At 44.3% G+C, this 26,164-nt stretch carries 24 protein-coding genes; 13 read left to right on the top strand and 11 right to left on the bottom strand.

What is annotated here, in order from left to right:
- Nucleotides 1-73 precede the first annotated feature (73 nt).
- Nucleotides 74-415, bottom strand: coding sequence for a gliding motility protein GldC (gene gldC / locus ABIO93_RS17470; RefSeq protein WP_244818971.1), 342 nt, complete (start codon nt 413-415; stop codon nt 74-76).
- A gap of 58 nt (nt 416-473) precedes the next feature.
- Nucleotides 474-1,199, bottom strand: coding sequence for a DUF4197 domain-containing protein (locus ABIO93_RS17465; protein WP_348069916.1), 726 nt, complete (start codon nt 1,197-1,199; stop codon nt 474-476).
- Between the two features lie 105 nt (nt 1,200-1,304).
- On the opposite strand from ABIO93_RS17465, the gene ABIO93_RS17460 reads away from it, so the two are divergent.
- The 5 genes from ABIO93_RS17460 to ABIO93_RS17440 are packed head-to-tail and all read left to right on the top strand — an operon-like array spanning nt 1,305 to nt 6,550.
- Nucleotides 1,305-2,576 carry a competence/damage-inducible protein A gene (locus tag ABIO93_RS17460; RefSeq protein ID WP_348069914.1) on the top strand — a complete coding sequence of 424 codons (1,272 nt, stop codon included), beginning with the start codon at nt 1,305-1,307 and terminating at the stop codon, nt 2,574-2,576.
- A gap of 58 nt (nt 2,577-2,634) precedes the next feature.
- Nucleotides 2,635-3,960: a dihydrolipoamide acetyltransferase family protein gene (locus ABIO93_RS17455; RefSeq protein ID WP_348069912.1), complete on the top strand. Its 1,326-nt coding sequence runs from the start codon at nt 2,635-2,637 to the stop codon at nt 3,958-3,960.
- Nucleotides 3,960-4,493 carry a 5'(3')-deoxyribonucleotidase gene (locus tag ABIO93_RS17450; protein ID WP_348069911.1) on the top strand — a complete coding sequence of 178 codons (534 nt, stop codon included), beginning with the start codon at nt 3,960-3,962 and terminating at the stop codon, nt 4,491-4,493. The genes ABIO93_RS17455 and ABIO93_RS17450 overlap by 1 nt, the downstream gene beginning before the upstream one ends.
- Nucleotides 4,490-5,167, top strand: coding sequence for a response regulator transcription factor (locus ABIO93_RS17445; protein ID WP_348069909.1), 678 nt, complete (start codon nt 4,490-4,492; stop codon nt 5,165-5,167). The genes ABIO93_RS17450 and ABIO93_RS17445 overlap by 4 nt, the downstream gene beginning before the upstream one ends.
- Before the next feature lie 3 nt (nt 5,168-5,170).
- Nucleotides 5,171-6,550 (top strand): HAMP domain-containing sensor histidine kinase, encoded by a 1,380-nt coding sequence (locus ABIO93_RS17440; protein WP_348069907.1) that lies wholly within the window; start codon nt 5,171-5,173, stop codon nt 6,548-6,550.
- A gap of 256 nt (nt 6,551-6,806) precedes the next feature.
- On the opposite strand, the gene ABIO93_RS17435 is transcribed toward ABIO93_RS17440, so the two are convergent.
- From ABIO93_RS17435 to ABIO93_RS17425, 3 genes are all read right to left on the bottom strand, one after another.
- Entirely contained in the window at nt 6,807-7,553 is a 747-nt protein-coding gene (locus ABIO93_RS17435) for an acyl-CoA desaturase (RefSeq protein ID WP_244818978.1), read from the bottom strand.
- A 140-nt stretch (nt 7,554-7,693) separates the two neighbouring features.
- Entirely contained in the window at nt 7,694-8,368 is a 675-nt protein-coding gene (locus ABIO93_RS17430) for a DUF4159 domain-containing protein (RefSeq protein ID WP_348069905.1), read from the bottom strand.
- Between the two features lie 12 nt (nt 8,369-8,380).
- Nucleotides 8,381-9,088 carry an RsmE family RNA methyltransferase gene (locus tag ABIO93_RS17425; protein WP_348069903.1) on the bottom strand — a complete coding sequence of 236 codons (708 nt, stop codon included), beginning with the start codon at nt 9,086-9,088 and terminating at the stop codon, nt 8,381-8,383.
- A gap of 393 nt (nt 9,089-9,481) precedes the next feature.
- Between ABIO93_RS17425 and ABIO93_RS17420 the strand changes: the two genes are divergently transcribed.
- Nucleotides 9,482-10,492, top strand: a complete 1,011-nt coding sequence (locus ABIO93_RS17420; RefSeq protein ID WP_348069901.1) for a glutamine synthetase beta-grasp domain-containing protein — start codon at nt 9,482-9,484, stop codon at nt 10,490-10,492.
- 66 nt (nt 10,493-10,558) lie between these two features.
- On the opposite strand, the gene ABIO93_RS17415 is transcribed toward ABIO93_RS17420, so the two are convergent.
- Together ABIO93_RS17415 and ABIO93_RS17410 are read right to left on the bottom strand one after the other, a co-directional pair.
- Nucleotides 10,559-11,119 (bottom strand): hypothetical protein, encoded by a 561-nt coding sequence (locus ABIO93_RS17415; RefSeq protein WP_348069900.1) that lies wholly within the window; start codon nt 11,117-11,119, stop codon nt 10,559-10,561.
- Between the two features lie 38 nt (nt 11,120-11,157).
- Nucleotides 11,158-13,344 (bottom strand): glutamine synthetase III, encoded by a 2,187-nt coding sequence (locus ABIO93_RS17410; RefSeq protein ID WP_348069898.1) that lies wholly within the window; start codon nt 13,342-13,344, stop codon nt 11,158-11,160.
- 148 nt (nt 13,345-13,492) lie between these two features.
- Here ABIO93_RS17410 and ABIO93_RS17405 point away from each other — a divergent pair, with 148 nt between their 5' ends.
- Both ABIO93_RS17405 and mtaB read left to right on the top strand, forming a co-directional pair.
- The gene (locus ABIO93_RS17405; protein ID WP_348069897.1) at nt 13,493-15,328 is read left to right on the top strand and encodes an LTA synthase family protein; all 1,836 of its coding nucleotides are present in this window, start codon (nt 13,493-13,495) and stop codon (nt 15,326-15,328) included.
- 174 nt (nt 15,329-15,502) lie between these two features.
- On the top strand, nt 15,503-16,828 hold the full coding sequence (gene mtaB, locus ABIO93_RS17400; protein ID WP_348069895.1) for a tRNA (N(6)-L-threonylcarbamoyladenosine(37)-C(2))-methylthiotransferase MtaB: 1,326 nt from the start codon (nt 15,503-15,505) through the stop codon (nt 16,826-16,828).
- 152 nt (nt 16,829-16,980) lie between these two features.
- On the opposite strand, the gene ABIO93_RS17395 is transcribed toward mtaB, so the two are convergent.
- The 3 genes from ABIO93_RS17395 to ABIO93_RS17385 form a co-directional block, all read right to left on the bottom strand.
- On the bottom strand, nt 16,981-18,300 hold the full coding sequence (locus ABIO93_RS17395) for an ammonium transporter (protein ID WP_348069893.1): 1,320 nt from the start codon (nt 18,298-18,300) through the stop codon (nt 16,981-16,983).
- A gap of 45 nt (nt 18,301-18,345) precedes the next feature.
- The gene (locus tag ABIO93_RS17390; protein ID WP_348069892.1) at nt 18,346-19,539 is read right to left on the bottom strand and encodes a porin; all 1,194 of its coding nucleotides are present in this window, start codon (nt 19,537-19,539) and stop codon (nt 18,346-18,348) included.
- A gap of 358 nt (nt 19,540-19,897) precedes the next feature.
- Nucleotides 19,898-20,245, bottom strand: coding sequence for a 4Fe-4S dicluster domain-containing protein (locus tag ABIO93_RS17385; protein ID WP_348069890.1), 348 nt, complete (start codon nt 20,243-20,245; stop codon nt 19,898-19,900).
- 129 nt (nt 20,246-20,374) lie between these two features.
- On the opposite strand from ABIO93_RS17385, the gene ABIO93_RS17380 reads away from it, so the two are divergent.
- On the top strand, nt 20,375-21,397 hold the full coding sequence (locus ABIO93_RS17380) for an acyl-CoA reductase (protein WP_348069888.1): 1,023 nt from the start codon (nt 20,375-20,377) through the stop codon (nt 21,395-21,397).
- On the opposite strand, the gene ABIO93_RS17375 is transcribed toward ABIO93_RS17380, so the two are convergent.
- The gene (locus ABIO93_RS17375) at nt 21,398-22,213 is read right to left on the bottom strand and encodes an alpha/beta hydrolase-fold protein (protein ID WP_348069886.1); all 816 of its coding nucleotides are present in this window, start codon (nt 22,211-22,213) and stop codon (nt 21,398-21,400) included.
- Between the two features lie 101 nt (nt 22,214-22,314).
- Here ABIO93_RS17375 and ABIO93_RS17370 point away from each other — a divergent pair, with 101 nt between their 5' ends.
- From ABIO93_RS17370 to ABIO93_RS17355, 4 genes are all read left to right on the top strand, one after another.
- Complete coding sequence (locus tag ABIO93_RS17370) at nt 22,315-23,022, top strand: alpha/beta fold hydrolase (RefSeq protein ID WP_348069885.1); 708 nt, start codon at nt 22,315-22,317, stop codon at nt 23,020-23,022.
- A gap of 33 nt (nt 23,023-23,055) precedes the next feature.
- Nucleotides 23,056-24,267: a glutathione synthase gene (locus ABIO93_RS17365; RefSeq protein WP_348069883.1), complete on the top strand. Its 1,212-nt coding sequence runs from the start codon at nt 23,056-23,058 to the stop codon at nt 24,265-24,267.
- A 24-nt stretch (nt 24,268-24,291) separates the two neighbouring features.
- On the top strand, nt 24,292-25,392 hold the full coding sequence (locus ABIO93_RS17360) for a carboxylate-amine ligase (protein ID WP_348069882.1): 1,101 nt from the start codon (nt 24,292-24,294) through the stop codon (nt 25,390-25,392).
- Nucleotides 25,393-25,520: 128 nt separating this feature from the next.
- Nucleotides 25,521-26,164: GMP synthase (locus ABIO93_RS17355; protein WP_348069880.1), on the top strand; the 644-nt coding region annotated here is incomplete at its 3' end.

The following is a 26,164-nucleotide window of genomic DNA, read 5'->3' as shown; positions in this document are numbered from 1 at the left end:
GCTTTAATGTCGAACGTAGTCGAAGGATCCTTCGACTACGCTCGACATTAAAAAAACTCAGGATGACAAATAGTTACTTCGCAGCTTTCATCTCCTCATCCAATTTCTTACTCAGCGTTTCGCAAACGCCTTCGATGGCATCAGCCATCACGCGGTCATTGGTAGCGGTCAGTAGTGTATCGGCGATACCGCTCATGAGTTCAATGTAAAAACGCTTCATTTCGAATACTTCCATATCCTTGGTCCAAAGGTCAATTTTCAATGTACCTCTGTGGTAATGGTCCCAAACTGCGATCGCAATAGCCCTGGTATCGTTTATGCCCTCATTTGGATTATCGGTTGCATTCCAGAAAATTTTCTCCGGTATATTTTTATCGTCTAGTTCAACGGTGAAATGTATTTCTGATTTTTTCATAGAAGGTGTTAATTTTTAGCAAAAGTAAGCATTTGGTGTTTACCAAAGTGATTGAAAGTTACTTTCCGGCCTGACTGAAAACCTTTTTCAACAGGTCGCTTACCCTTGCCACGGGGTCTTCACGAATCTTTTTCTCCTCCTGAGCGATCAGAACATACAGACCGTCAATGGTTTTCTGAGTAGCATATTCTTTCAGGTTCGGGTTTACTTTCTTGACCAATGGAATCTGATTGTAGGTATTAACAATATCGGTATAGTACTCCGTTGCCCTGTTCAGGTTCAGGGTACTATCCACCACAGGGAAGAATGTCTTGAAAAGGTCCTCATTTGTCGTCTTTTTAAGGTACTGGGTTGCCGCGTCATCCTGACCTTTCAAAATTCCGAGCGCGTCGGGCACGGTCATGGAAGTAATGGCTTTAACGAAAATAGGTTTTGATTTTTTTGCAGCATCCTCCGCAGCACGGTTCAGCGATAATGTGAATTTATCCACCTCTGCTCCCAGCCCCATCTTGCGCAATGTTTCGGCCACCTTCTGCGCCTCAGGCGGTACTGCGATTTTAATCAGCTCATTTTTGAAAAATCCATCGACCTTCGAAGCCTCAGCAGAACCATTACTGATACCCACGTTCAATGCTTCTTTCAACCCCTGAACGATTTCACCTTCATTCAGTCCGCCGCCTGAGCCTCCTACCTTGTCGAGTACCTTTCCCAAATTAAACTGGGCCTGTGAAGCGCCGCTATATAAGAGCCAAAATAACGTTATAGCTAAGATTTTGTGTTTCATTGCAATTGGGTTTGTTAATTTTCACTAAGGTTCAAACGTACTCAATAACGATTAATTTTACTTATTTTTGGGAAAATAACGGTCTCATTCAACCTATTTTACATTATGGTTCCCACTACCCGGGCTGAAATAATAACCATCGGCGATGAAATTCTTTTTGGACAAATTACTGACACCAACACGCAATGGATTGGCACTCAACTTACTGATATCGGGATTCGTCCGGTGCGTAAAACATCGGTCGGCGATAACCGTCAGGACATTCTCGATGCGTTTGCGGAAGCCAGCAAGCGGGTCAATGTAATTATAGTTACCGGCGGCCTCGGCCCGACCAGGGATGATATTACCAAACATACATTTTGCGAATATTTTGGAACAGAATTAGAAATCAATCAGGAGGCTCTTGCATTGGTGACCGAATTCTTTGCTAAAAGAGGACGTGCCATGAGCGAACTGAACATTCAACAGGCAGCTCTCCCAAAAAACTGTACCTACATTCCTAACTTATGGGGAACAGCCCCAGGCATGTGGTTTGAAAAAGACGACGTTATTTACGTTTCCCTTCCCGGGGTACCTTATGAAATGAAGAGCCTGATGGAATTCGAGATCCTTCCAAGGCTAAAAGCAAGGTTTGCTAGGCAGATTATTCAACATAAATCAGTGCGTACCATCGGAATCGGCGAATCGTTTTTGGCTGAAAAAATTGCCCCCTGGGAAGATGCCCTTCCCGAGCATATCAAACTGGCCTATCTTCCTCATTTCGGGCAAGTAAGGCTCAGACTGACAGGCACAGGAACGGATCAGGAGCTACTCGATAGTCAATTACAGGAACAGGTATCGCTACTGCTGCCGATGATTGAAGAACACGTTTTCGGTTATGATACGGATGAACTGGAAGCGGTGATCGGTATGTTGCTTAAAAATAGTAACGCCACCATTGGTACAGCAGAAAGCTGCACCGGCGGTTTTTTGGCTAATCAAATTACAAGCGTTCCGGGATCGTCCGCTTATTTTGAAGGTTCCGTGGTCAGTTACAGTAATAGCGTGAAAATGAATGTGCTGGGCGTATCACGCGAAACGCTTGAAGAATTTGGCGCAGTGAGCGAACAAACGGCCCGTGAAATGGCAGAAGGCGCACGCAGGGTTTTGAATACGACTTTTGCCGTATCTACGACAGGTATTGCAGGTCCTGACGGCGGTACCCCGGAAAAACCGGTAGGGACAGTTTGGATCGCCTGTGCAACACCTGACGAAACATTTACGCAGCTACTGACATTGAGAAACAATAGAAAAATCAACATAGAACTAACATCTTCCTACGCTCTCAATCTTTTGAGAAAAACCATCCTCAAAGCCAATCTGGCGGTGAAGGGCTGAAAAAGATTTTAATACAGGCAACGGACCAATAGTGTCGTTGCCGATGAAAAAGATCAGTATGAAAATAGTAGAAATGGTAATGCCTCCAATGGGCGAAAGTATTCTGGAATGTACTGTCCTTCACCTTCTTGCAAAAATAGGTGATACCGTACGGATTGACGATTCGATATTGGAGGTTGCTACCGACAAAGTGGATACAGAAGTGCCCTGCCCTTACTCAGGCGTTCTTACTGAATGGCTTGTAAAGGAAAATGATGTGGTGGCAATCGGCAGCGCTGTGGCACATATCCAGGTTGAAGACAGTGAGGTTACGATTACACCGCCGATCCTGCAACCTGTGCTGGAAAAAGTGGCGGATGTAGCAACAACATCGATTGCCGCAACGTCGGTTGCCGCAACAGCTTCCTATCTGGAAAAAGATTTCGAGGAAGCGGTCAGCCGGAAAAACGATCCTGCATTGGAACACGCCCGTAACAATGGAGAAGCCAATACATTTTACTCTCCGCTGGTGCTGAGCATTGCCCGCCAAGAGCATATCAGCGCAAACGAACTGGGCGCTATTCCGGGTACAGGGGCTGAAAACCGGGTTACCAAAAACGATATCATTTCTTTTATAAATAACCGTTCGAAGAAAGCAGACGTACCAACGCCAGTGGCTACTTCCCTGAACGGCAGCAATGAGATCATTGAAATGGACCGGATGCGCAAGATGATTTCGCAGCGCATGATCGAGTCCAGGAAAATTTCAGCCCACGTCACCTCTTTTATTGAGGCCGATATGACCCCGGTTGTTAAATGGAGAGAGCTGGTTAAAAACGAATTCCGAAAGAAAACGAGTGATAGCATCACATTCACGCCGATTCTGATCGAAGCGGTTGTCAAAGCGATCCAAGATTATCCGATGATCAATATCTCGGTGGAAGGCGATAAAATCATTAAAAAGAAAGACATTAACATTGGTATGGCTGTGGCTCTGCCGGACGGCAACCTGATCGTACCCGTTATCCACCATGCAGATCAATACGACCTGGCAGGATTGGCGAAAAAAGTGAATGACCTGGCCAAACGGGCAAGAGAAAATAAGCTGAAAGCAGATGACCTGGCCGGCGGTACTTATACGGTTTCTAACATTGGTGCATTTGGCAATCTGATGGGCACACCGATCATTGTGCAGCCCCAGGTGGCTATTATGGCCTTTGGCGCAATCAAGAAAAAACCAGCGGTGATCGAGGCCCCACAGGGCGACCTGATTGGCATCCGAAGCATGATGTTTATCTCTCATTCTTACGATCACCGGGTAGTGGATGGCTCGCTGGGCGGGCTTTTCCTGAAACGTGTTAATGATTATCTGGAAAATTTCGACGTTCACAGAACCATTATCTGATGCTGAGACTAACTTTGGATATGGATGACGTTCTGGCAGATACCCACAGTAGGTTGGTAGAGATCATTTTGAATGATTTTTCAACCACCCTGACTGAGAAAGACCTGCATTCCAAAGCTCTGAGAGAATTATTGCATCCAAAACAACTGTCCAAACTCCATAAGGTCATTGATACACCGGGTTTTTTTGCGGACATCAAGGTCAAGGAAGGTGCGGAAGAAACAGTCTATAAATTGTCGCGGTTTTACGAGCTGTTTGTCGCCACTGCCTGTATGGAATTTCCCAATTCATTCAAGGACAAGTTTGACTGGCTGCACAAATATTTTCCTTTCATCCCGTGGACCAATATCGTTTTCTGCGGTTACAAGAGCATTATTCAGTCTGACTATCTGATCGATGACCACGTCCGTAATCTGGTCGCATTTAAAGGTGAGGGCATTCTGTTCACTGCTCCTCATAACCTGAAAAACACTTCTTACAAACGAGTTTCTAACTGGAAAGAAGTGTCCGAATTATTCCTGCACGCCGTATGAAATTACTATTGATCGAGGATGAACCGAAAACGTTGCAATCCATTAAACAAGGACTGGAAGAAAACGGTTATGAAGTGGACATTGCCTATGACGGACTCATTGGGCGCCAACTTGCCAGAAACAACACCTACCAGCTGATCATCAGCGACATTATCATACCGGGAATTAATGGTATTGAGCTTTGCCGTGAAATACGTACCTGGGGTGACGAGACGCCCATTTTAATGCTTACTGCACTGGGGACAACGGACGACAAGGTTACCGGACTGGATGCCGGAGCTGACGACTATCTGGTAAAACCATTTGAGTTCAAGGAGTTGCTCGCGCGGGTACGTGCGCTGACCAAAAGAGGAACGACGGTATCGCATACTGCCCAGGTTTTGCGGTTCTCCGATCTGGAAGTATCATTGGATGCCAAAACCGTACATCGCTCGGGTAACAAGATCAATCTGACGGCGAGAGAGTTTAACCTGCTGGTGTACCTGATCCGTAATCAGGGAAGGGTTATTTCCAAAGTTGAGATCGCCGAGCAGGTTTGGGACATTGGTTTTGATACAGGTACCAATGTGATTGAGGTTTATGTGAATTACCTTCGTAAAAAGATCGATAAGGACTATCCTGTGAAATTGATCCATACCCAGTTTGGAATGGGTTATGTGCTTAAAATCGAATAAGATATGCAGATACGCACCCGACTTACGGTTCAGTTCTCCTTGCTGGTAAGCGGTATTCTTTTGATTACTTTTTTTGCAATCTACTTTTTCTCCTATTACAACGTCAGAGAAGATTTTTATGACCGCCTGCGTTCCAAGGCGAAGTCGCAGGCCGAATTGCTGCTGAAAGTACAGGTCCCGCTTATCAATTCAGAGGTACTGAAAGCACTGGATGAGACGAATCGTGACCTGATCTATGATGAAAATATCTTCATTTTTGATGAAAAAAATCGCCTGATTTACAGTAATACGGCCTCTCAATCCAAAGCTTTACATGTTTCCAATTATTGGCTTGACGAGATCCGGAAAGCCGGGCAGATCAGGTACAATGATGGTGATTACAAAGTAGTCGGCCTTTATTACAAATATCCTTTCAACCGGGCTGTAGTGATGCTAGGTGCCAAGGATTTGTACGGGCAGGCCAACCTATCCAACCTGAGCACGCTGCTTACCGTCCTGTTTTTCATTGTAACGATCATTGTGGCGCTCGTGGGATGGATTTTTTCCAAAAGAGCACTGCGTCCTATATCTAAGGTAATGAACGCGGTGGAAGGCATTTTACCACAAAAACTGGATACACGACTGGATGTACCCAACCAGAAAGACGAGATAGGACGATTGACGACCACATTCAATAAGTTGCTGGACCGGATCGAGACTGCTTTTCAAATGCAAAAAATATTTGTGGCCAATGTATCCCACGAGCTCAAAAACCCACTGACCAAAATGCGTTCGCAATTGGAAGTGAGCATGCTCAAAGAAAGGAATGCGGCTGAGTATCAGCTGACGATACGGTCGGTGCTGGAAGACATTCACGAACTGGCGCAGTTATCAAACACTTTGCTGGAACTCGCAAAAGTAAGCGAGGATCAGCGCGATCTGCTCACAGAAACAATACGGGTGGACGATCTGCTGCTGGACTGCAGACTAAGCCTGGCAGAGGCAAATCCTACCTACAACATCCTGCTCAAATTTGACGAACTGCCCGAAGATGATACCTGGCTGGAATTACCCGGTAACACTACTTTGCTTAAAACAGCATTTTTGAACCTGATGGACAATGCCTGCAAATTTTCAGACGACAATACAGTCAACGTCAGCCTTCAATCATCGCGCAGCCAGCTCATACTTGGTTTCTCCGATTATGGAAAAGGCATACCGAAGGAGGATCAGGGGCTTGTTTTTCAACCGTTTTACAGAAGTGTAAATACGGCTAACATCAAAGGTTACGGTATCGGACTTTCTTTGGTGGAGCGGATCGTTAAGCTTCACAATGGAAATGTCTCCATTAATTCCAATCAGCCGAAAGGGACGACGTTTCGGGTAACTTTTATGCGTCTCTAAGCAAATTCTAACTTATTATTAACGCCATTCTAAGTATTCCTTGATTTATTTGTATTGTCCTAAGAGAAAGTACTTCTAAGGCATTGAAAAGGATTTCATTTTTTGTGGTGTTAATAAGCAAACTTGGCAGGTGTTTCTCACACCTGCCAAAGTTTTTTTTGTGGGGTATCGGTAAAAGAAAAAGCCCTTCGACTACGCTCAGGGTGACAGCTTTGTCACCCTGAGCGTAGTCGAAGGGCTCATCCCAAACTATACCTTAGCTCTTCTTTCGGATTTCAATAATCTTCAACTTATTCAGCATTTTGATCACCGGGTAAGTCGGGTCAACTTCGTACCATCTTGATCCGAAATTGATTGAATTTGGTTTCTTGTGGTGATTATTCTGAAACAATTCACCCATCATCAGGAAGTCGAATATCAGCGAGTTCTTTGATTTGTCATCATTATCAAAGTTCTGATAGCCATATTTATGACCACTCCAGTTGACGATCGCTCCGTGGATCGGGCCCATCAGGAAATGTACAGGCAAAAGGAAGAAAAATGCCCAATGCATGTCCAGATAAATGTAAGCAAGGATATAAAACGCGGTGTATAACAAAGCCCAACCCGAACGTGAAAGCCATGAATCACCAAGCTTCTCAATGAACCTCCATTCCGGGTAATTTCTTTCGAATTGAGATTCAATTGCCCTCTTACGGCTCAACACCGCATTATAAATATTCTTGGTTTCCCACATCATTGTAAATACGTTCTTAGTATGGTGCGGGGAGTGCGGATCCTTTTCAGTATCACTAAAAGCATGATGCATGCGGTGCAAAATCGCGTAAGCTCTCGGACTCAAATATGACGAACCTTGGGAAAGATATGTTAGCAGGTAGAAAAAACGCTCCCATGGTTTGCTCATAATGAACATCTTATGGGCAGAGTAGCGATGCAGAAAAAAGGTTTGACAGAAAAGGGACAAATACCAATGTACAACAAAAACGGCAAGAACTATATACATGGAAACGGGTGGAATTTTTAATGTATTTTACTTTGTACAAAAGTAAGGGTAACAGGTTAGAAAACCGAAATTTGAAAAACTAAATTTGGAATATATTTATAAATCTGTTTTCAGAATTCTGTAAAAAAACACTGTTATACTTACAAAATCATAAACGCGTAGCTCAACAGATTTGCACCCATTTGCAGCGCTTTTCTACGCATTTCTTCCGGGTCGTTGTAGACACTCTGGTCTTCCCAGCCATTACCGAGATCGGTTTCGTAGCTGTAATAGCACACCAGCCTGCCCTGCCAGATCAGCCCGAAACCCTGGGGTTGCTTACCATCATGCTCGTGAACTTTGGGCAAGCCTTCGGGAAAGTTATACTTCACACGATATACCTGGTGGTCGTAAGGAAGCTCAACGAAAGTTAATTCCGGAAATACTTTCTTCATTTCCCTGCGGATAAACTGATCCAGGCCGTAATTATCGTCGACATGCAAAAATCCGCCTGAGAGCAGGTAATTGCGCAGGTTCTGCGCCTCTGCATCGCTAAAAACCACGTTTCCGTGACCAGTCATATGCACAAACGGATAAGCGAAAATGTCAGGGCTTCCTACCTCCACCACATCCTCGGTGGGATTGATATTCATTTTCAGTTCCGCATTGCAAAATTTGATCAGATTTGGCAAGGATGTCTTATTGGCATACCAGTCGCCGCCACCACCATATTTCAGCTTGGCGATTTTCAGAGAGGACTGACCATTAACAACTTGAAACCCGCAAATCAAAACAAGGAGGCAAGCAAACCGGTAATGAACGATAGATCGGGGCATGGGATTCGTTATTTAAATGTTTTGTGCCAGGTTGATGGCATGACAGCCGGTCACAGCAGCCGTTTCGGTTCTTAGCCTCGTCGGTCCAAGCGATACAGTCGTAAAACCATGTTCTAAGGCCAATGCAACTTCCTTTTCGCTAAAATCACCTTCCGGGCCAATTAACAATGAGGTGCTGCTATCTTTTTTAACCTTACTAAAAACGTGTTCCACCCTGTTCTGGTCCGGGACGTAAGCTATCAGTTTGACAGCTTCGGTCGTGTTTTTAATAAACGGTTCGTATTTGTTATTTACTGTAATAAGTGGCAAATAATATTGCTGGGACTGTTTCATCGCCGATGCCGCTATCCTGTTAAGCCTGCTAAGATTTACAACCCGGTTCACAGTTTCAGGATTAGTGTGTTCGGTGATCAGAAAATCGATCCGCTCCACCCCAATTTCGGTCATTTTTTCTACCATCCATTCATTTCTTTCCGCCTTGCGTGTAGGGGCTACCGCAATGTGCACTGCAAAGGCGCGACGCTCCATCGTCACCGATTCCACCACCTCGTATCCTACCCTCCTGCCCTGGACATTCAAAACACATTTCTGTAAAAGTCCCCTGCCATTTGTGACATGAATAATGTCTCCCGAGCCCAACCTCAAAACCTTATAACTGTGCCTGGCCTCTTCTTCATCCAATTCAAAAAGTTTTGGGTCAGGCTGATAAAATAAATGCATTTCTTAATAATATAGTAATATAAAAATCGGCAATCGCTTTTTCAAAAATATAGAATAATTCCGCAATTGTGCAGAAAGCCGAATATATTATAAGTTCAGTTAATGATCCGAGGGTTAACAATCCCATTTATTGCATTTTATCGCGATTCAAGGTCTTTTAGATCACATTTTGCACCTATTGACCGGTATTTTACAGAAATTATTCAATAATGGACAATTTTCAAATCTCACTTCATTTATAAGAATAATACATTTTTTACTGACAATACTACCACGAACACAATATTATTCTGTATAAGGTTAATTTTTCTTAGGTTTTATTTCTTGGAAATACATTTTTGCATTAATATTGTGCCGTTATAATTATTCGTCACCACTTTATCTAGTACTATTATGTCAAAATCCAAGCTGGAATATATTTGGTTGGATGGCTACAAGCCGACCCAAAGTTTACGTAGCAAAACCAAAATTGAAAGCGATTTTAGTGGAAAATTGGAAGATTGCAGCAACTGGTCATTTGATGGTTCATCCACCGAACAAGCGCTTGGCGGTTCTTCTGACTGTTTATTGAAACCTGTTTACATTATTCCTGATCCATTGCGCAGAGATGCATATCTTGTAATGTGTGAAGTTCTTAATGCTGATGGAACTGCTCACGTATCAAACGGACGGGCTACAATTGAAGATGATGATAATGATTTCTGGTTCGGCTTCGAACAGGAATATTTCCTTTGGGACACTGAAACAAATAAACCACTTGGCTTTCCGGCTAATGGTTACCCAGCACCACAAGGACCATACTATTGCTCAGTAGGCGCGCAAAACGCATACGGCCGCGAAATTATTGAAGAGCACCTTGACGCTTGTCTTGACGCTGGTTTGAATGTAGAAGGTATCAATGCTGAGGTTGCAGCAGGACAATGGGAATTCCAGATCTTCGCCAAAGGTGCGAAAGAAGCTGGTGACCAGATCTGGCTTGGACGTTACCTGCTTGAAAGAATCGGTGAAAAATATGGTGTTGCAATCAACTGGCATTGCAAGCCTCTTGGAGATCTTGACTGGAATGGAAGCGGAATGCATGCTAACTTCTCAAACACTGCTTTGAGAACTGCTGGCAGCAAAGAAGTTTTCGACAAGGTTTGCGAATCTTTCCGTCCGGTAGTAAAAGAACACATCGAAGTTTACGGTGCTGATAACCACCTTCGTTTGACTGGAAAGCATGAAACTGCTTCCATCCACGATTTCAGCTACGGTGTTTCTGACCGTGGTGCATCGATCCGTATCCCTGTTCTTGTTCCTCAAAAAGGATGGAGCGGATACTTGGAAGATCGTCGTCCAAACTCTGCAGCTGATCCTTACAAAGTGGCAGCTCGTATTATCAAGACTGTTAAAACTGCTCTATAATCGCAGACCAATATAAAAAGTCAACAAAAAAACCACCTTCCGGTGGTTTTTTTGTTTGTGAGGATTTCAATCCTGCTCTTCGCTTCCTGTAAAGGAATAAAGTGTCGCGTCTAGCTGGATTCTGCCTGCATTGAACCGAAGGATGAAATCGTTGATCGTCTTTTCATTGATCTCGGTTTTGTTCAAACCTACTTCCAGTCCAATGCCGTATTCGAACTCGTCATCAATTTCGATGTGCTCACGGACGGTAATTTCTTCGTTTTCCTCAATTTCCTCAATAAATTCCGTCAGTAGCATCTCAGCTTCCTCCTCCTCTTCTGGGTTGATTTTATAGTTTTCAGGGCGCTCGTCCTGAGAAATGTAGTTTGGAATCTCCTTTTTCAACCTTTCCAGCGCAGCATCGTATACCAGCGTGGAATGGTGCAACCTCAATGTATAGATCAAGGCATCGTAGATCACTTCCTTCTCTTTGAAATATCCAACGAACTGAACATGAGCATGTTCATTATTTTCATCTTCCTCTTCGCCTTCTTCCAATTCGTCTTCAACATAAGTAAAGTTCAATCGCTCTGCTTTACATTCTTTTTTAAGCTGGGCAATTTCTTCTGGATCAAATCCCGGATTCATAATCTTCTATTATTTAATTATTAGCGTTATGTGCAAATTTATTCTAAAAATAACATTTCGCGATATTTTGCCAAAGGCCAATCTTCATCATCGATCAATAATTCCAGCTTATCGACATGGTAACGGATCTCGTCAAAGTATCCTTTTACGTCGGAGCCATAATGTTTTGCCCTCTCGTATAGGTTCTCAATGTTGTTTGCAGTTTTACGGCTCTCCGTCATTTCATGTACCAGTCGTTTGATGACGACAATGTGAGTGGAAATATCCTTGATGATTTCCTTGATCGGTTCTGCTTCTTCCAGCATTTCCAGGTCCGTCAGCGCCCGGGCTGTCTGCGCAAGCTTGAACTGGTACTTTACCACTGTCGAAACAATGTGGTTAAGCGCCAGGTCACCGATCACACGGGATTCGATCTGTAATTTCTTAACGTAATTTTCGAGTTCAATTTCATATCGCGCATGTAGCTCCCGCGATGTCAACACGCCCATTTTCTCAAAAGCGGTAATGGTACGGTCGGTGGTGTAGGCGTACAAAGCATCATAGGTTTCCCGGATATTGCTCAGTCCACGGGTTTTGGCCATTTCTATCCATTCATCAGAATAGCCATTTCCTTCAAAAAGAATGTTCTTCGATTCGGTAAAGTACCTTTTCAGAATTTCGACCGTCGCTACTTTTTTCTCTTCTCCCGCAGCCAGCCTTTCGTCCATTTCCTTTTTGAATTCCATCAGCTGATTGGCCACAATGGTATTCAAAACGATCATCGGCGAAGCGCTGTTCTGCGAGCTTCCCACGGCCCTGTATTCAAATTTGTTACCTGTAAAACAGAATGGCGAAGTTCTGTTACGATCTGTATTGTCTCTTTGCAAATTAGGTATCCGAGTGATTCCCAGCTTGTAATAGAAATTCTCTCCTTTTTCCAGCGTGATTTCACCCTTATTGACAAGCTCTTCCAGCATACTAGTAAGATCCTTGCCAAGAAACACCGATACAATAGACGGAGGCGCCTCATTGGCACCCAGCCTATGCTCATTACCCGCCGAAGAAATGGAGGCCCTCAGTAAGTCCGCATGGTCATGAACGGCTTTTACTACATTCATCAAAAACGTAAGGAACCGCAGATTCTCTTTTGGCTTGGAAGTAGGTGCCAGAAGATTGATCCCCGTATCCGTCGACAGTGACCAGTTATTATGCTTTCCACTTCCGTTAATACCAGCAAAAGGTTTTTCATGAAACAAAACCTGGAAATTATGCTTATCACCTATTTTTTGCATCAGGTCCATCAGCAATGCATTATGGTCAATGGCCAGGTTAACCTCTTCAAAAGTCGGGGCGCATTCAAACTGACCGGGTGCTACCTCATTATGTCTGGTGCGGACTGGTATGCCTAGTTTTAATGCTTCAAATTCAAAGTCTACCATGAATGCATTCACCCGTGGCGAAATGGAGCCGAAGTAATGGTCGTCCAACTGCTGACCACGTGCCGGACTATGGCCAAACACCGTACGGCCAGCCATCAGTAAATCTGGTCTGGCATAATACAATGCCTTGTCTACCAGAAAATATTCCTGCTCAATGCCCAGCGTCGGGGTTACTTTATCGACATCTCTGTTAAAAAACTGGCAAACGCCGGTAGCAGCTTTGTCGAGCATCACCAGCGAGCGCAACAACGGAGCCTTATAGTCGAGCGCCTCACCCGTGTAGGAAATGAAAACAGATGGAATACAGAGCGTCTTCCCTCCGGCCCCGTTATCCATTAAAAAAGCCGGTGAGCTCGGGTCCCAGCCAGTATAACCCCTGGCCTCGAAAGTCGCACGTAAACCGCCGCTTGGAAACGAGGAAGCGTCTGGTTCCTGCTGAACAAGCGCGCTTCCTTTAAATTTTTCAACAGCCTTTCCGTCAATGGTAAGGTCAAAAAATGAGTCATGCTTTTCGGCAGTAGTACCTGTAAGTGGCTGAAACCAGTGCGTATAATGCGTTGCTCCTTTGGAAATAGCCCAGGATTTCATAGCAGCCGACACCTCGTCAGCTACCTCGCGGTCAATCGTCGAGCCGGAGCGGATCGCATTTGAAACCTTTGTGTACGCCTCGGCGGAAAGCAAGGTTTTCATGACGTCATCACTAAAAGTATTGCTACCATATAAGTCAGCTACTCTTTCTGTGGGAGGGGTTAATACAGGGGCTACCCGGCCTTGCGCAATCTCAAAAGCCTTAGAACGAAAAGTCATTTATATATTGATTTATATTAATTCTCCCCAAAATTATTTATTTAAGAACACGATCAACAATTCTTGCCGACATTTTCATTTTAAATAACCTCATATGACTATCTGTTAGCCCATTTTTCGGAACTTTGTGAATTGTTCCAAGACATCAATGCGCAAAAGATTAGAATTTCTTGCCTTATATGGGCTGAGCTGGGTACTGTTTTTTCAGTTTTTCCGTGTTCTTTTTCTCGTATACCATTATAAAAAGACGATTGAGCTGCCACCATCGCTGTGGGTTAGCAGTGCCAGGCATGGACTGCAAATGGACATTTCTTTCGCTTCCTACATTCTTGTTATTCCAACGTTACTACTGATTTTCACCGCTAGTAAGTGGAAATGGTACGGCAGGACAATGTCGGTATATAGTCTCATTATCTCCTTTTTTATCACGCTCCTCACCGTTACCGATCTTGAACTCTTTAAGGCCTGGGGCTTCCGGATCGATGGTACTTCGCTGCATTATCTCGAAACGCCGGTAGAAGCCTGGGCTTCCATGGGAGCGGCGCCGGTGTTTCCACTTTTGCTTCTTTTGGGAGCCTTGTTTTACTTGGTTTACAGGATACTGAAAACCATTGTTCAGAGAACGACAGGGTCATTTACTAAAATGAGGTATGGCTTTACCATTCCTGTTTTTCTTGTTTTAACAGGCAGTCTGATCATACCCATTCGCGGGGGGCTTCAGCTGGCGCCTATGAATGAGAGTGCGGTGTTTTTCAGTGACAAAAGTTTTGCCAATTATGCCGCGGTGAATGTTCCGTGGAATTATATGAGCTCGCTTATCAGTTCGAGTTACTCCAAAAAAAATCCGTTTGTCTACTACGAAGAAAAACAAGCTGACCAAATGGTGGCGTCTCTTTACAAGCAAACAGGCGTGACCGAGCAGCTGATCGATACGACTGGGAAAGTAAATGTGGTTGTGATTATTTGGGAAAGCTTTACGGCGAAGGTAACGGCGGAACTGGGTGGTGTGAAAAATGTGACGCCAGAGTTTGAAAAACTTTCAAAAGAAGGAATACTTTTTACCAATGTATATGCCAGTGGCAACCGGAGCGACAAAGGTATGGTGGCGATCCTGAGCGGCTACCCGGCACAACCCACTAACTCCATCATTAAAATCCCTAAAAAAACCATTTCGCTACCCTCGCTGCCTCGGGAATTTCACAAAAACGGATGGCACACCTCATTTTACTATGGCGGCGAAACCGAGTTTGCGAACATGAAATCCTACTTTCTCCAACAAGGATTTGACAAGATCATTGACAAAAATGATTTCGATGCAGCCGACATGAACTCGAAATGGGGAGCGCATGACCATATCGTACTAAACCGGTTCCTGAGTGACTTGAATACACAAAAGCAGCCATTTTTTAGTACATTATTTACATTGAGCAGTCACGAACCTTTCGAAGTTCCCGTCAAAACGGTCATTGAAGGTACAGATCCCGAACATTTGTTTTTGAATGCGCATCATTATACCGACGCCTCCATCGGAGATTTTATAGCCAAGGCCAAAACGAAACCCTGGTGGAAAAAAACACTATTGATCATTATCGCAGACCACGGGCATCCGCTTCCCGAAACGCAGAAGGAAAAACCGGCCGAATTTCACATTCCAATGCTTTGGCTCGGCGGCGTACTTAAAATGAAGAATGTAAGGATCGACAGCCTGGCTTCGCAAACTGATCTGGCGGCGACGTTGTTGAATCAGGTACATCTACCATCGCAGGCATTCACGTGGAGTAACGATATTTTCAGGAAAAACCGGACTGCCTTTGCTTATTTTGCCTTTAACAATGGCCTGGGCTGGATGAAACCAGACGGATTTCTGGTACGGGACAATATTGGAGGAAATATCATTGAAAGAAAAGGAACATTGAATGCAAAAGAGGAAGAGCGGGGGAAAGCTTATTTGCAGGCATCGTTCACGGATTATTTGAAAAGGTGAGTGTTAGCGGTTAGCGGTTAGCTTTTAGCGGTTAGCTGAGACAAGGTCTAATAGCTAAGGGCTAAGGGCTAATAGCTAATGGCTAATAGCTAATAGCTAATAGCTAATGGCTAATAGCTAATAGCTAGTGGCCAATAGCTAAAAGTTGTATTTTTGCAGCATATTCAAAAACAAATGAAAAAAGTCGCTTTTTATACATTAGGGTGTAAACTGAATTATTCTGAGACATCGTCCATTGGAAGGATGTTTGAGCAAAAAGGATATTCGAAAGTTGAATTCAATGAAACGCCTGATATTTTTATTATCAATACCTGCTCGGTCACTGAGAATGCGGACAAAAAATGCCGCAAAATCGTCCGGGAAGCACAAAAGATCAATGCAGACGGTTACGTGGCGATCATTGGCTGCTATGCGCAATTGAAGCCAAAAGAAATTTCAGAGATCCCAGGCGTGGACGCCGTACTAGGAGCTGCGGAGAAATTCAGACTGGTGGAACTGATTGATACATTTGAAAAAACACCACTCGGACAACCTGCAAAGGTGATCGCTTCTCACATTGACAATGCGGTTGAATACCATACCTCCTACTCGCTCAATGATCGTACGCGTACATTCCTGAAAGTGCAGGACGGATGCGACTATCCCTGCTCCTACTGCACCATTCCGCTGGCGAGAGGTAAAAGCCGATCGGATACGATAGAAAATATTGTTAAGGCGGCCAGGGAAATTGCGGCCAGAGACGTGAAGGAAATCGTTTTGACTGGTGTGAATATCGGTGATTTCGGTTTGCAAAATGGAGAGAGGAAGGAAACATTTCTGGACCTGGTGAAATCGCTCGACGAAGTGGAAGGAATTCTCAGGTTCCGGATCTCTTCCATTGAGCCTAATTTGCTCACGGACGAGATCATCGAATTTGTAGCGCAGTCCAAACGCTTCGCGCAGCATTTTCACATTCCATTGCAATCAGGTTCCAATAAGGTGCTCGGGCTGATGAAGCGCCGTTATAAACGTGAGCTTTACACCGAGCGCGTCGCGAAGATCAAATCATTAATGCCTGACTGCTGTATCGGCGTAGACGTGATCGTGGGACACCCCGGCGAAACACGCGAGCTTTTTGAAGAAAGTTATAATTTCCTCAATGAGCTGGATATTTCCTACCTGCACGTTTTCACCTACTCAGAGCGGGAAAACACCGCTGCGTTAGAGATCAGGCCCATTGTTCAGAAAGGTGAAAGAGCGGAAAGATCGAAAATGCTGCATATTCTGTCTGAAAAGAAAAAACGGTTCTTTTACGAACAACAGGTTGGTAAGCAGGCAGTGGTACTCTTTGAAGACGAGATACAGAACGGCCAGATGCTCGGGTTTACCGGGAACTACGTTCGCGTAGCGGTGAAATACGACCCTTTGCTGATCAACGAAACCAAAGAGGTCGTTTACGATCATATTAATGACCAGGGATTAATGGAAGTCACGGAAATAGAGGAGGTATTAGCGCATTGAATGTTGTTAGTAGTCATTAACTGTCATTAATAGTCATTGGTAGTCATTAATTGACAACACCTGACAATAAATGACAATGCTTGACAAAAAAGGAGAGAGCCAGGAAACATTTCCTGGCTCTCTCCTTTTTAATTAATATAACGTCGAGTAAATTAAGCCTCAACAAGGAACTCATCATGTTGGCTGACATCAAGACCAGCTTTTTCATCTTGCTCAGAAACACGTAGCGGCAAGATAAGGTCTGTAATTTTCAGCAATAACAGTGAACCACCGAATGCGAAAACAGATACACCTACCAGCGCAATGACGTGATTGATGAACAAAGTTGTTTCACCAAAAGCAAGACCTTGATCAGTTACCAAGGCGTTTACACCGCTTGTGGCGAACACGCCTGTCATCAACATACCAACCATACCACCTACACCGTGGCAAGGGAATACGTCAAGTGTATCATCCAAAGTAGAACGTGTACGAAGGTGAGCAACATAGTTACTGATTACAGCAGCAATGGTACCAATGAAAAGAGACGCAGGAACCGTTACGAAACCAGCAGCAGGCGTGATGGCAACCAAACCTACAACCGCACCGATACAGAAACCAAGCGCAGAAACTTTTTTACCTCTTGCTACATCGAAAAGTACCCATGACAAACCAGCAGCACCAGCGGCCGTGTTAGTAGTTGCGAAAGCAGAAACGGCCAAAGGACCAGCAGCCAATGCGGAACCGGCGTTGAAACCGAACCATCCGAACCAAAGTAAACCTGTTCCCAAAAGAACGAAAGGTATGTTTGCAGGAGGCAATACGTGATCTTCCATCAAAGATTTACGTCTTTTCAGGTAAAGAGCACCAGCCAATGCAGCCCAGCCAGCAGACATGTGAACAACCGTACCACCGGCAAAGTCAAGCACACCCATTTTGAAAAGGATACCATCAGCATGCCATGTCATGTGGGCCAATGGAGCGTAAATGAAGATACAGAAAAGGATAATGAACAAAACGTAAGAACGGAAGTTAACACGCTCAGCCATAGAACCAGTTACCAATGCAGGAGTGATAACCGCGAATTTCATTTGGAACATTGCGAACAAAGCGAAAGGAATAGTACCCCAAACCGGTCCGTCCAATACACCTTTGAACATAAAGTGAGTAGTTGGGTTTCCGATAAAACCACCAATGTCGTCACCAAATGCAATACTGAATCCTACAACAACCCATAACACGCTGATCACACCCATTGCAATGAAGCTTTGAAGCATGGTGGAAATAACATTCTTGTTGTTAACCATTCCTCCGTAGAAATAAGCAAGACCGGGAGTCATGAGTAACACAAGCGCGGAAGATACAAGCAGCCACGCGGTGTCACCAGAGTCTACACCTTCGGTGACAATCTGTGTCGGTACGTTGGGTACAAAGGCACCGAGGATACTGATTACCAGTAAAATAATCAGTGGGATGAAATTACGTTTTTCCATTGTAGTTAATTGTTATTATAGATTAAGAAGGTATTTGTAATATAATTAGAATTTGTAAATAAATGCTAGTCCGAAAGTAGTCTGGCTGTTCTTAGTCCAGGCGCCATCTGAATCCTGGAATTGTTGTTCCTCACCAGCTCCTGAAACCTTTGGATAAGCATCCAGGCGGAATTCTGGTTTAACAAGGATGTGTCCGTCGGCAAGGCTAATGTTACCGGTTAAAGTAACTGAGTTAACCTTGGTTCCCATGCCTGCGCGGGTCAGCAATCCACGTACACCATTGTCATTATTGAAATATTCGTAACGGGCACCGATTCCGAAGTTGTCGGTTAAAGCTGTGTTTGCATAAACGGCTACACCACTCCAAGACTCTGAATCAGTAGGTCCACCGTATCCCTGATAATCTCCTTTCTGGCTTCCGTATGCAGCATTTAGTCCAAGCAGGAATTTCTCAGTAATCTGGAAACTGGTAGTCAAATCAAAAACCTGGTAAAATCCGTCTGGCTGTTTACCAAGACTGTCTGTGTTGGCTTCATTACTTCCAATGTAGTTCAGGTACACGTTCCAGTTTTCAACCGGTTTGAAATACAACTGGGAAATAATTCCTTTTGCGCGGTTGTTATCACCTAGTCCATCCACATTGTTGACAACACCTACCATTAAAGATGCTTTGTCAGAAAACGCGTAGGTTGCTTTCAAACCAGCGTGGTAGAAAGGTCCGTTGTTAAACAGGTTCGAAAGTGAGTAGTTAAAGTTGGCTGGGGCATCGATTACCTCATAACCAATGTTGGTTCCGAACTGACCGGCAGTCATCGAGAACTTGTCTGTAAATTTATACGTAAAGTAAGCTTGTTTGATAGCCAGTGCCGTGTTGAACAATGAGTTACCATAGTTACCCAGGTTGGCATTGGGACCGAAGGTCAAGTCTACTACGGCTTCTGATTTTGCATTGGTGTAAACCACTTTTGTTTGAACCAAACCCAAGGAGAACTGCCCTGATCTTTGATCAAATACCCGCGCGTTGGTTGCGCCCATGTTTGATCTTGATGCTGGCTTGTTGAAGTTAGCCATGTAGTAAGAATCGAGGTAACCTGAAAAAGCAAATGCGCCCTGCGCCTCCTCTTCTACTTCTGCCACAATTATTGTATCTGCCTTAACTGCCTTTTTGTCTTCGCCTGACTTTGCAAAACCCAAAAACGGAACCATCAAAGATAATACTGTACAATAGACTTTTTTCATAATTATATTCTGTTTAAGTTAATATTACTCTCCGGCTGTATTACTGGATCAAATATTGTACTTAAATTATATTTATCAAATATAAACAGTTGATTTTATATTAAAAAATACAATTATCATGATTTTTTACATTTTTTTATCGTTTTATAAACATAAAATGACCAAAATTGACATTTTACCATGAAAATTTATATTCTGTATAATTACCAATAAACAAAATTTTATAAATAGTCATCATTTATAATTATTAAGAAATTTTATTATTATAATGACATTTTCAGACCTTAGGGCACAAAAAAGCCCCGCTTTCGGCGGGGCGCTTCCAGCGGGGCTTTAATATCTTCTTGGTCAACACGCTTTATTCACCGTGCATCCATGCTTTTTTAGCAAGCAGTGTTTCCTCCTCCTCTTCATGATCAGGATCAGGAACACAGCAATCTACCGGACAAACAGCCGCACATTGCGGTTCTTCGTGGAAGCCAACGCACTCTGTACACTTATCACTAACTATATAGTAAAATTCGTCAGAGACGGGGGATTGCTTTTCTTTACCACTTACTACGGTGCCATCGCCAAAATCCACTTCGTCCAGACTGGTTCCATCGCTCCAAGTCCATTCTACACCTCCCTCATAAATTGCTGTATTGGGGCACTCTGGCTCGCACGCCCCACAATTTATGCATTCATCGGTTATCATTATAGCCATAGTCGCCGGATTGTTTATATTTGTTGCTATTCTTCTGTTTAGAGTAACAAATATAACTATTTATAGTTTCCCAGCAATCAGAAAAATAAAAACGCCACGCGCAATAAAACTATTTAGAGTTTCACTAGAATGATATCAAGAATTAAGAGAATAAACGCATTTATAACGCTTGGAAAATTCATCACAGACACTACGAATGAGGAGCTGATAGCAGATTGGATAGACGCCGCAAAAAGCAAGAATAACTGGTTTACGCGCGGTAATGTGGCTATGTCCTTACGTGCAATCGCAACATTATATCTGAATGAGGAGCAACTGACCGCCTGGGCAGCGCGATATCCTGAACCTGCGTCTTCTCAAAAAATCGGTGTGGTGATGGCTGGTAACATCCCTGCTGTGGGTTTTCATGATGCATTATCGGTATTGATCAGTGGGCATACATTACTGGTCAAACCCAGCTCAGATGACGAAATGCTGATCCGCGCGCTTTTAAATGCGTTGACTAACATTGAACCTGATTTCAAAAAATACATTCATTTCGTAGAGCGCCTGAATGCATCCGACGCCTATATAGCGACCGGAAGTGATAATACTGCCCGGTACTTCCATTATTATTTTGCCAAAAAACCCAATATAATCCGCAAAAACCGTACATCGGTTGCAGTTCTGACAGGGAATGAAAGTACCGCGGAACTCAAAGGCTTGGGAAAGGATATTTTTCAATATTATGGCCTGGGATGCCGCAATGTGTCGAAGATATATGTACCTGACGGATATGATTTTACCAAGTTGTACGAATCCGTGGAGGACATGTCAGGCGATTATCTGAACCACCACAAATACTTCAATAATTACGAGTACAACAAATCCATTTTTCTTGTCAACCGGGTACCGCATTTTGACAATGGTTTTCTGCTGATCACCGAAAGCAAGTCACTTGTATCAGCAATCAGTGTGCTTCATTACGAAAAATATGTCTCTCTCAGGGAAGTAGAAGCGCTAATCGCAGAAGACGAAGACAAAATTCAATGTGTTGTCGGCATTGATGAGGTCAATATTCCTGGGATCCTTGCTCCCGGTAGCGCACAGCAGCCTGGCCTCTCGGATTACGCCGACTCAGTGGATACCATGGCTTTTCTATCTGCCTTGTAATTATTCCAAGGTGCTGGCCGACACCCATTCAAAAAAAACCGGCAGCACCGCGGACCACGTTTCCTGATTATGATAGCCATCGGGCACTTCCAGATAAAAAACATCCTTGTTCCATACATAACCTTTCCGTTCCAGTTCAGCGATGCATTCCAATGTGTCCTGAATGGAGTCGATCACGCCGTCACCATCGCGATCGTCGGATTCATCAAGGCTGCCGCATTGAAACCAGAATTTAAGGCCAGGTTTTGCAGCAGCCTTTTCAATTTGTCGGTGCATGATCCGGTCAGAGTCATTATAACCCTCATTCAGCGCTTTTTGCCTCCACCACAATGCCCCGGAGAATACGCCTGCCGCTGAAAATACTTCGGGGTGGCTCCACACCATATCCAGCGCCATTAAACCTCCGAGAGAAAAGCCTGCATAGATCATGTTCGTCATTTTGATATTGTAATGACTTTTCAAAAATGGTAGCAGCTCATGCAGCACGAATTTGGTGGTGTCTGCCGCTTTGTTTCCCCTGCCCGCGTAATCCGGCTGGATTGCAGTTCCATATTCATAGATCCTATCGTGGTCAGCATGTATTCCGGCTACCAGAAATGCCTTATCCGGGTCATTTCCCAGCTGTTTTTCCAATGATGCAACTATGTCGAGCATTTCAAAATCCTGGCCATCATTAAACAACAGCAATGGATAGCTGTGTGTCGGATCATAATAAGCGGGAAGCAGCACAGAAATCGTCACTTCTCTGTTCAGAAAAGCAGAATGAAAGTATTGGATGGATGATAAAATCTGCGAACCGGAAGAATTCAAACTCACTTGCCTGGGAATAATAAGGGAATTAAAACCTGCAAGGTATTAATTTGCTTCCGATGATTTGTTTTGTATATTTCATTTATCAAATAATAAACACCCGCCATTTGGAAGAGAAGCATATCAAATACTACTCTCATCATCTCGAAAGGGATGTTGACATGCTTGTCTACGGCAGCTGGGGCTACCCCATCCTACTTTTCCCGACCACACTCGGACGTTATTACCAGGCCAAAGATATGGGCCTCATCGAGTCGGTGCGCGGGTTGGTGGACTCCGGAAAATACAAAATCTACTGTGTCGATTCCATCGATGCTGAATCGTGGTATGCCAAGCATCTCAACCCACAGTACCGGGTTTTGAACCATATGCAGTACGACAAATTTCTGAGCAATGAGCTCGCACCGTATATCAGGCACCAATGTAATGTAGGCAAAATCGGGGTTGCCGGTTGTAGTTTCGGAGGTTTTCATGCCGCCAACTTCGCTTTCAAACATCCCGACCAGGTTGCCTACATGGTCAGTATGAGTGGTGCTTTTGACATCCGCAGCTTTACAGACGGCTTTTATGATGACACCGTTTACTTTAATAACCCGATCGATTTCATGCCCAACGAACAAGGCTGGCGCTACGGTCACATGAAAATCGTGCTCGGCACCTCGGATTGGGATATTTGCCTGGAAAGCAACATGAAGATGTCCGGTATCCTGAGTGCCAACGGTATCGATCATTGGCTGGATATCCGCGGCTGGGAGAAGCACGACTGGCCGCTTTGGAATAAAATGTTCCCTGATTACCTGTCCAGGATCCTGTAAGAATTAAGTCAAAACAAAACAGAAACCAGAATTATGAAAAAAATAGGAATTTTGTTTGGAATGGAAAACACTTTTCCAAACGCATTTATTGAGAGAGTCAACAGCAAAGGCGAAAGCGGCATCATAGCAGAGGCAGTAACGATTGACAAAGTCGTTCAGGCTGCGCCGACCGAGTACGCGGTCATTATCGACCGTATCTCTCAGGATGTACCGTTTTACAGGGCCTTTCTTAAAAATGCGGCCGCATCTGGCACCGCAGTGATCAACAATCCTTTCTGGTGGAGCGCCGACGAGAAATTCTTCAACAATGCATTAGCAGAGAAAATCGGGGTACCGGTCCCTAAAACCGTATTGTTGCCTTCCAAGCAACGCCCCGAGAATACTTCCGAAACCTCATTCCGTAACCTGGCTTTTCCAATGGCCTGGGAAGAGATATTTCAGTACATTGGTTTCCCCGCCTATATGAAGCCACATGATGGCGGTGGCTGGAAAAGCGTTTACAAAGTGGTTAATCCGCAGGATATGTGGCATAAACACGAAGAAACGGGCCAGCTCGTGATGATGTTGCAGGAGGAAATTGAGTTTGAAGACTATTTCCGTTGCTACTGTATCGGGCAAAAAGATGTACTCATTATGCCTTACGAGCCGCGCAATCCGCATCATTTAAGGTATGCTACTGAAATGAAAACCACAGGTGAGGACAGGGAAAAATTGCTCGAAACGATCAGAGATTATACTTTGAAACTGAATGTAGCATTGGGCTACGACTTTAATACTGTTGAATTCGCCGTACGTGACGGCATTCCTATCGCTATCGACTTTTGCAACCCAGCACCCGACGCTGATATTTATTCCGTAGGGCCCGATAACTTCGAATGGGTAGTGGAAGCAGCAGCCAATATGGCCATTGAGCGCGCCAAAAATCAGGTTCCCGGCCAGACTAACCTTACCTGGGGAACATTTATCAAAGACGCTGTCAGCATTCCAGCTCCTGCGGTGATACCGGCGGCGACAGAACCGGCGGCTGGCCGACCAGCGGCTGGCGATCCAGTCCCAGCGGCAGCGACTGCACCCTCCGATACAGCCAAAGAGGTCAAAGTGAAGGCTGTTGCTCCTAAAAAAGCTGCAAAACCTGTTACCGCGAAAACACCGGAGCCGGTGGCAGAGCCGGAACCCAAAATACCAACCAACAAGGCGGCGGTTACCAAAGCGCCAGCCAAGAATTCCAAGATCAAGAAATCATAACATTGTCTCACTATAGTTTTTGATATGGCCACTTTCACACTCGGAATTGAAGAGGAATTTCAAACCATAGATCCGGTTACCCGCAATTTGCGGTCACACATGTCCAAGCTTGTGGAGGATGGAAAAATAACATTGAAGGAGCGCGTTAAAGCGGAGATGCACCAGGCTGTTGTGGAAGTAGGTACCAACATTTGCCACAACATTCAGGAGGCGCGTGAAGAGGTCACATATCTGAGGAAAATGATACTGGACCTGGCTGAAAAACAGAATTTGCAGGTCGCAGCCGCTGGCACCCACCCTTTCGCCGACTGGGTGGAGCAGCTGATCACACCGGACCCCAGGTATGATGAGATCATTGATGAAATGCGGGATGTAGCACGTGGTAACCTGATTTTTGGTCTGCACGTGCACGTCGGAATCGAGACGCGTAATGAAGGGATTCAGATCATGAACGCAGTACGGTACTTTCTCCCGCACATTTACGCACTTTCTACTAACTCACCGTTCTGGTGCGGACGTAATACGGGCTTTAAATCGTACAGGTCAAAGGTTTTTGATAAATTTCCAAGAACTGGTATTCCTGATTTCTTTTCCAGTGCATCGGAATATGATGAGTATGTCAGTCTCCTGGTCAAGACCAAATGCATTGATAATGGTAAAAAAATCTGGTGGGACATTCGCGTTCACCCGTTTTTTAACACCATTGAGTTCCGCATGTGCGACGTGCCGATGCGTACGGACGAAACCATTTGCCTTGCAGCAATCATGCAGGCATTGGTCGCCAAAATCCATAAGCTACACCGCATGAACCTCAGTTTCCGTCCCTATCACCGGATGCTGATCAACGAAAACAAATGGCGCGCAGCCCGTTATGGAATTCACGGAAAACTCATTGATTTTGGTAAGCAGGAAGAGGTGGAATACAAAATTCTTGTTGTGGAACTACTCGAATTTATCGACGATGTCGTGGACGAATTGGGTAGCAGAAAAGAAATCGATTACATTCACCAGATTATGGAAATGGGCACCGGCGCGGACAGGCAACTCGCTGTATTCGAGGAAACCGGCAGTTTAAACGCGGTAGTGGACTACATTGTAGCCGAAACCAAAATCGGTCTGGATTAAGCAGAAAATAGCACAGGTTTTTTTGTAAAAACCGAACTATTAGTCATAAACGTTGTTGTACTTTTTACCCAATTCTTAAAAAAATTTAAAAGATAAAGCTGATTGCTAAAACTGTCAGTACTACCAAGATGACCAATCACAACAGACATTTCCGGATCGCAATTCTGGACATGTACAACGGGCTTGATAATGAAGGGATGCGTTGTATCAAGAAAATTATTAATGCATTTGGAGAGAATGAGGGTGTGCCCGTTTCGTACACGATTTTTGATGTGAGACAAAAGCTGGAAGTTCCCGGGATGGAATTCGACGCTTACATTTCAACTGGCGGCCCTGGCAACCCTTCCCCCGTGGGAGAGGTTTGGGAAAAGAAGTTTTTCGGCTTTTTGGATCAGGTTCTTCAGTTTAATGCCAAACGACAGAACCGTACCAAAAAGCACTTATTCCTGATCTGCCATTCTTTTCAAATGGCCTGCATTCACTGGCAACTCGCTGGTGTGAGCAAGAGGAGAAAAACTTCATTTGGTACATTTCCGGTATATAAAACCTCTCAAGGGCATAAAGATCCATTAATAAATACACTCAGCGACCCTTTCTGGATTGTTGATTCGAGGGATTTTCAGGTTACCCAGCCCAACCAATTTATGCTGGACAACATGGGCGCCAAATTACTTTGTCTTGAAAAAATACGTCCGCATGTCCCTCTTGAAAGAGCGGTGATGGCCATCAGGTTTGCGAATGAAATTGTGGGAACCCAGTTCCACCCAGAGGC

The organism is Dyadobacter sp., from assembly GCF_039919315.1.
Lineage (GTDB): Bacteria > Bacteroidota > Bacteroidia > Cytophagales > Spirosomataceae > Dyadobacter.
This window is presented reverse-complemented; position numbering and strand designations above follow the sequence as displayed.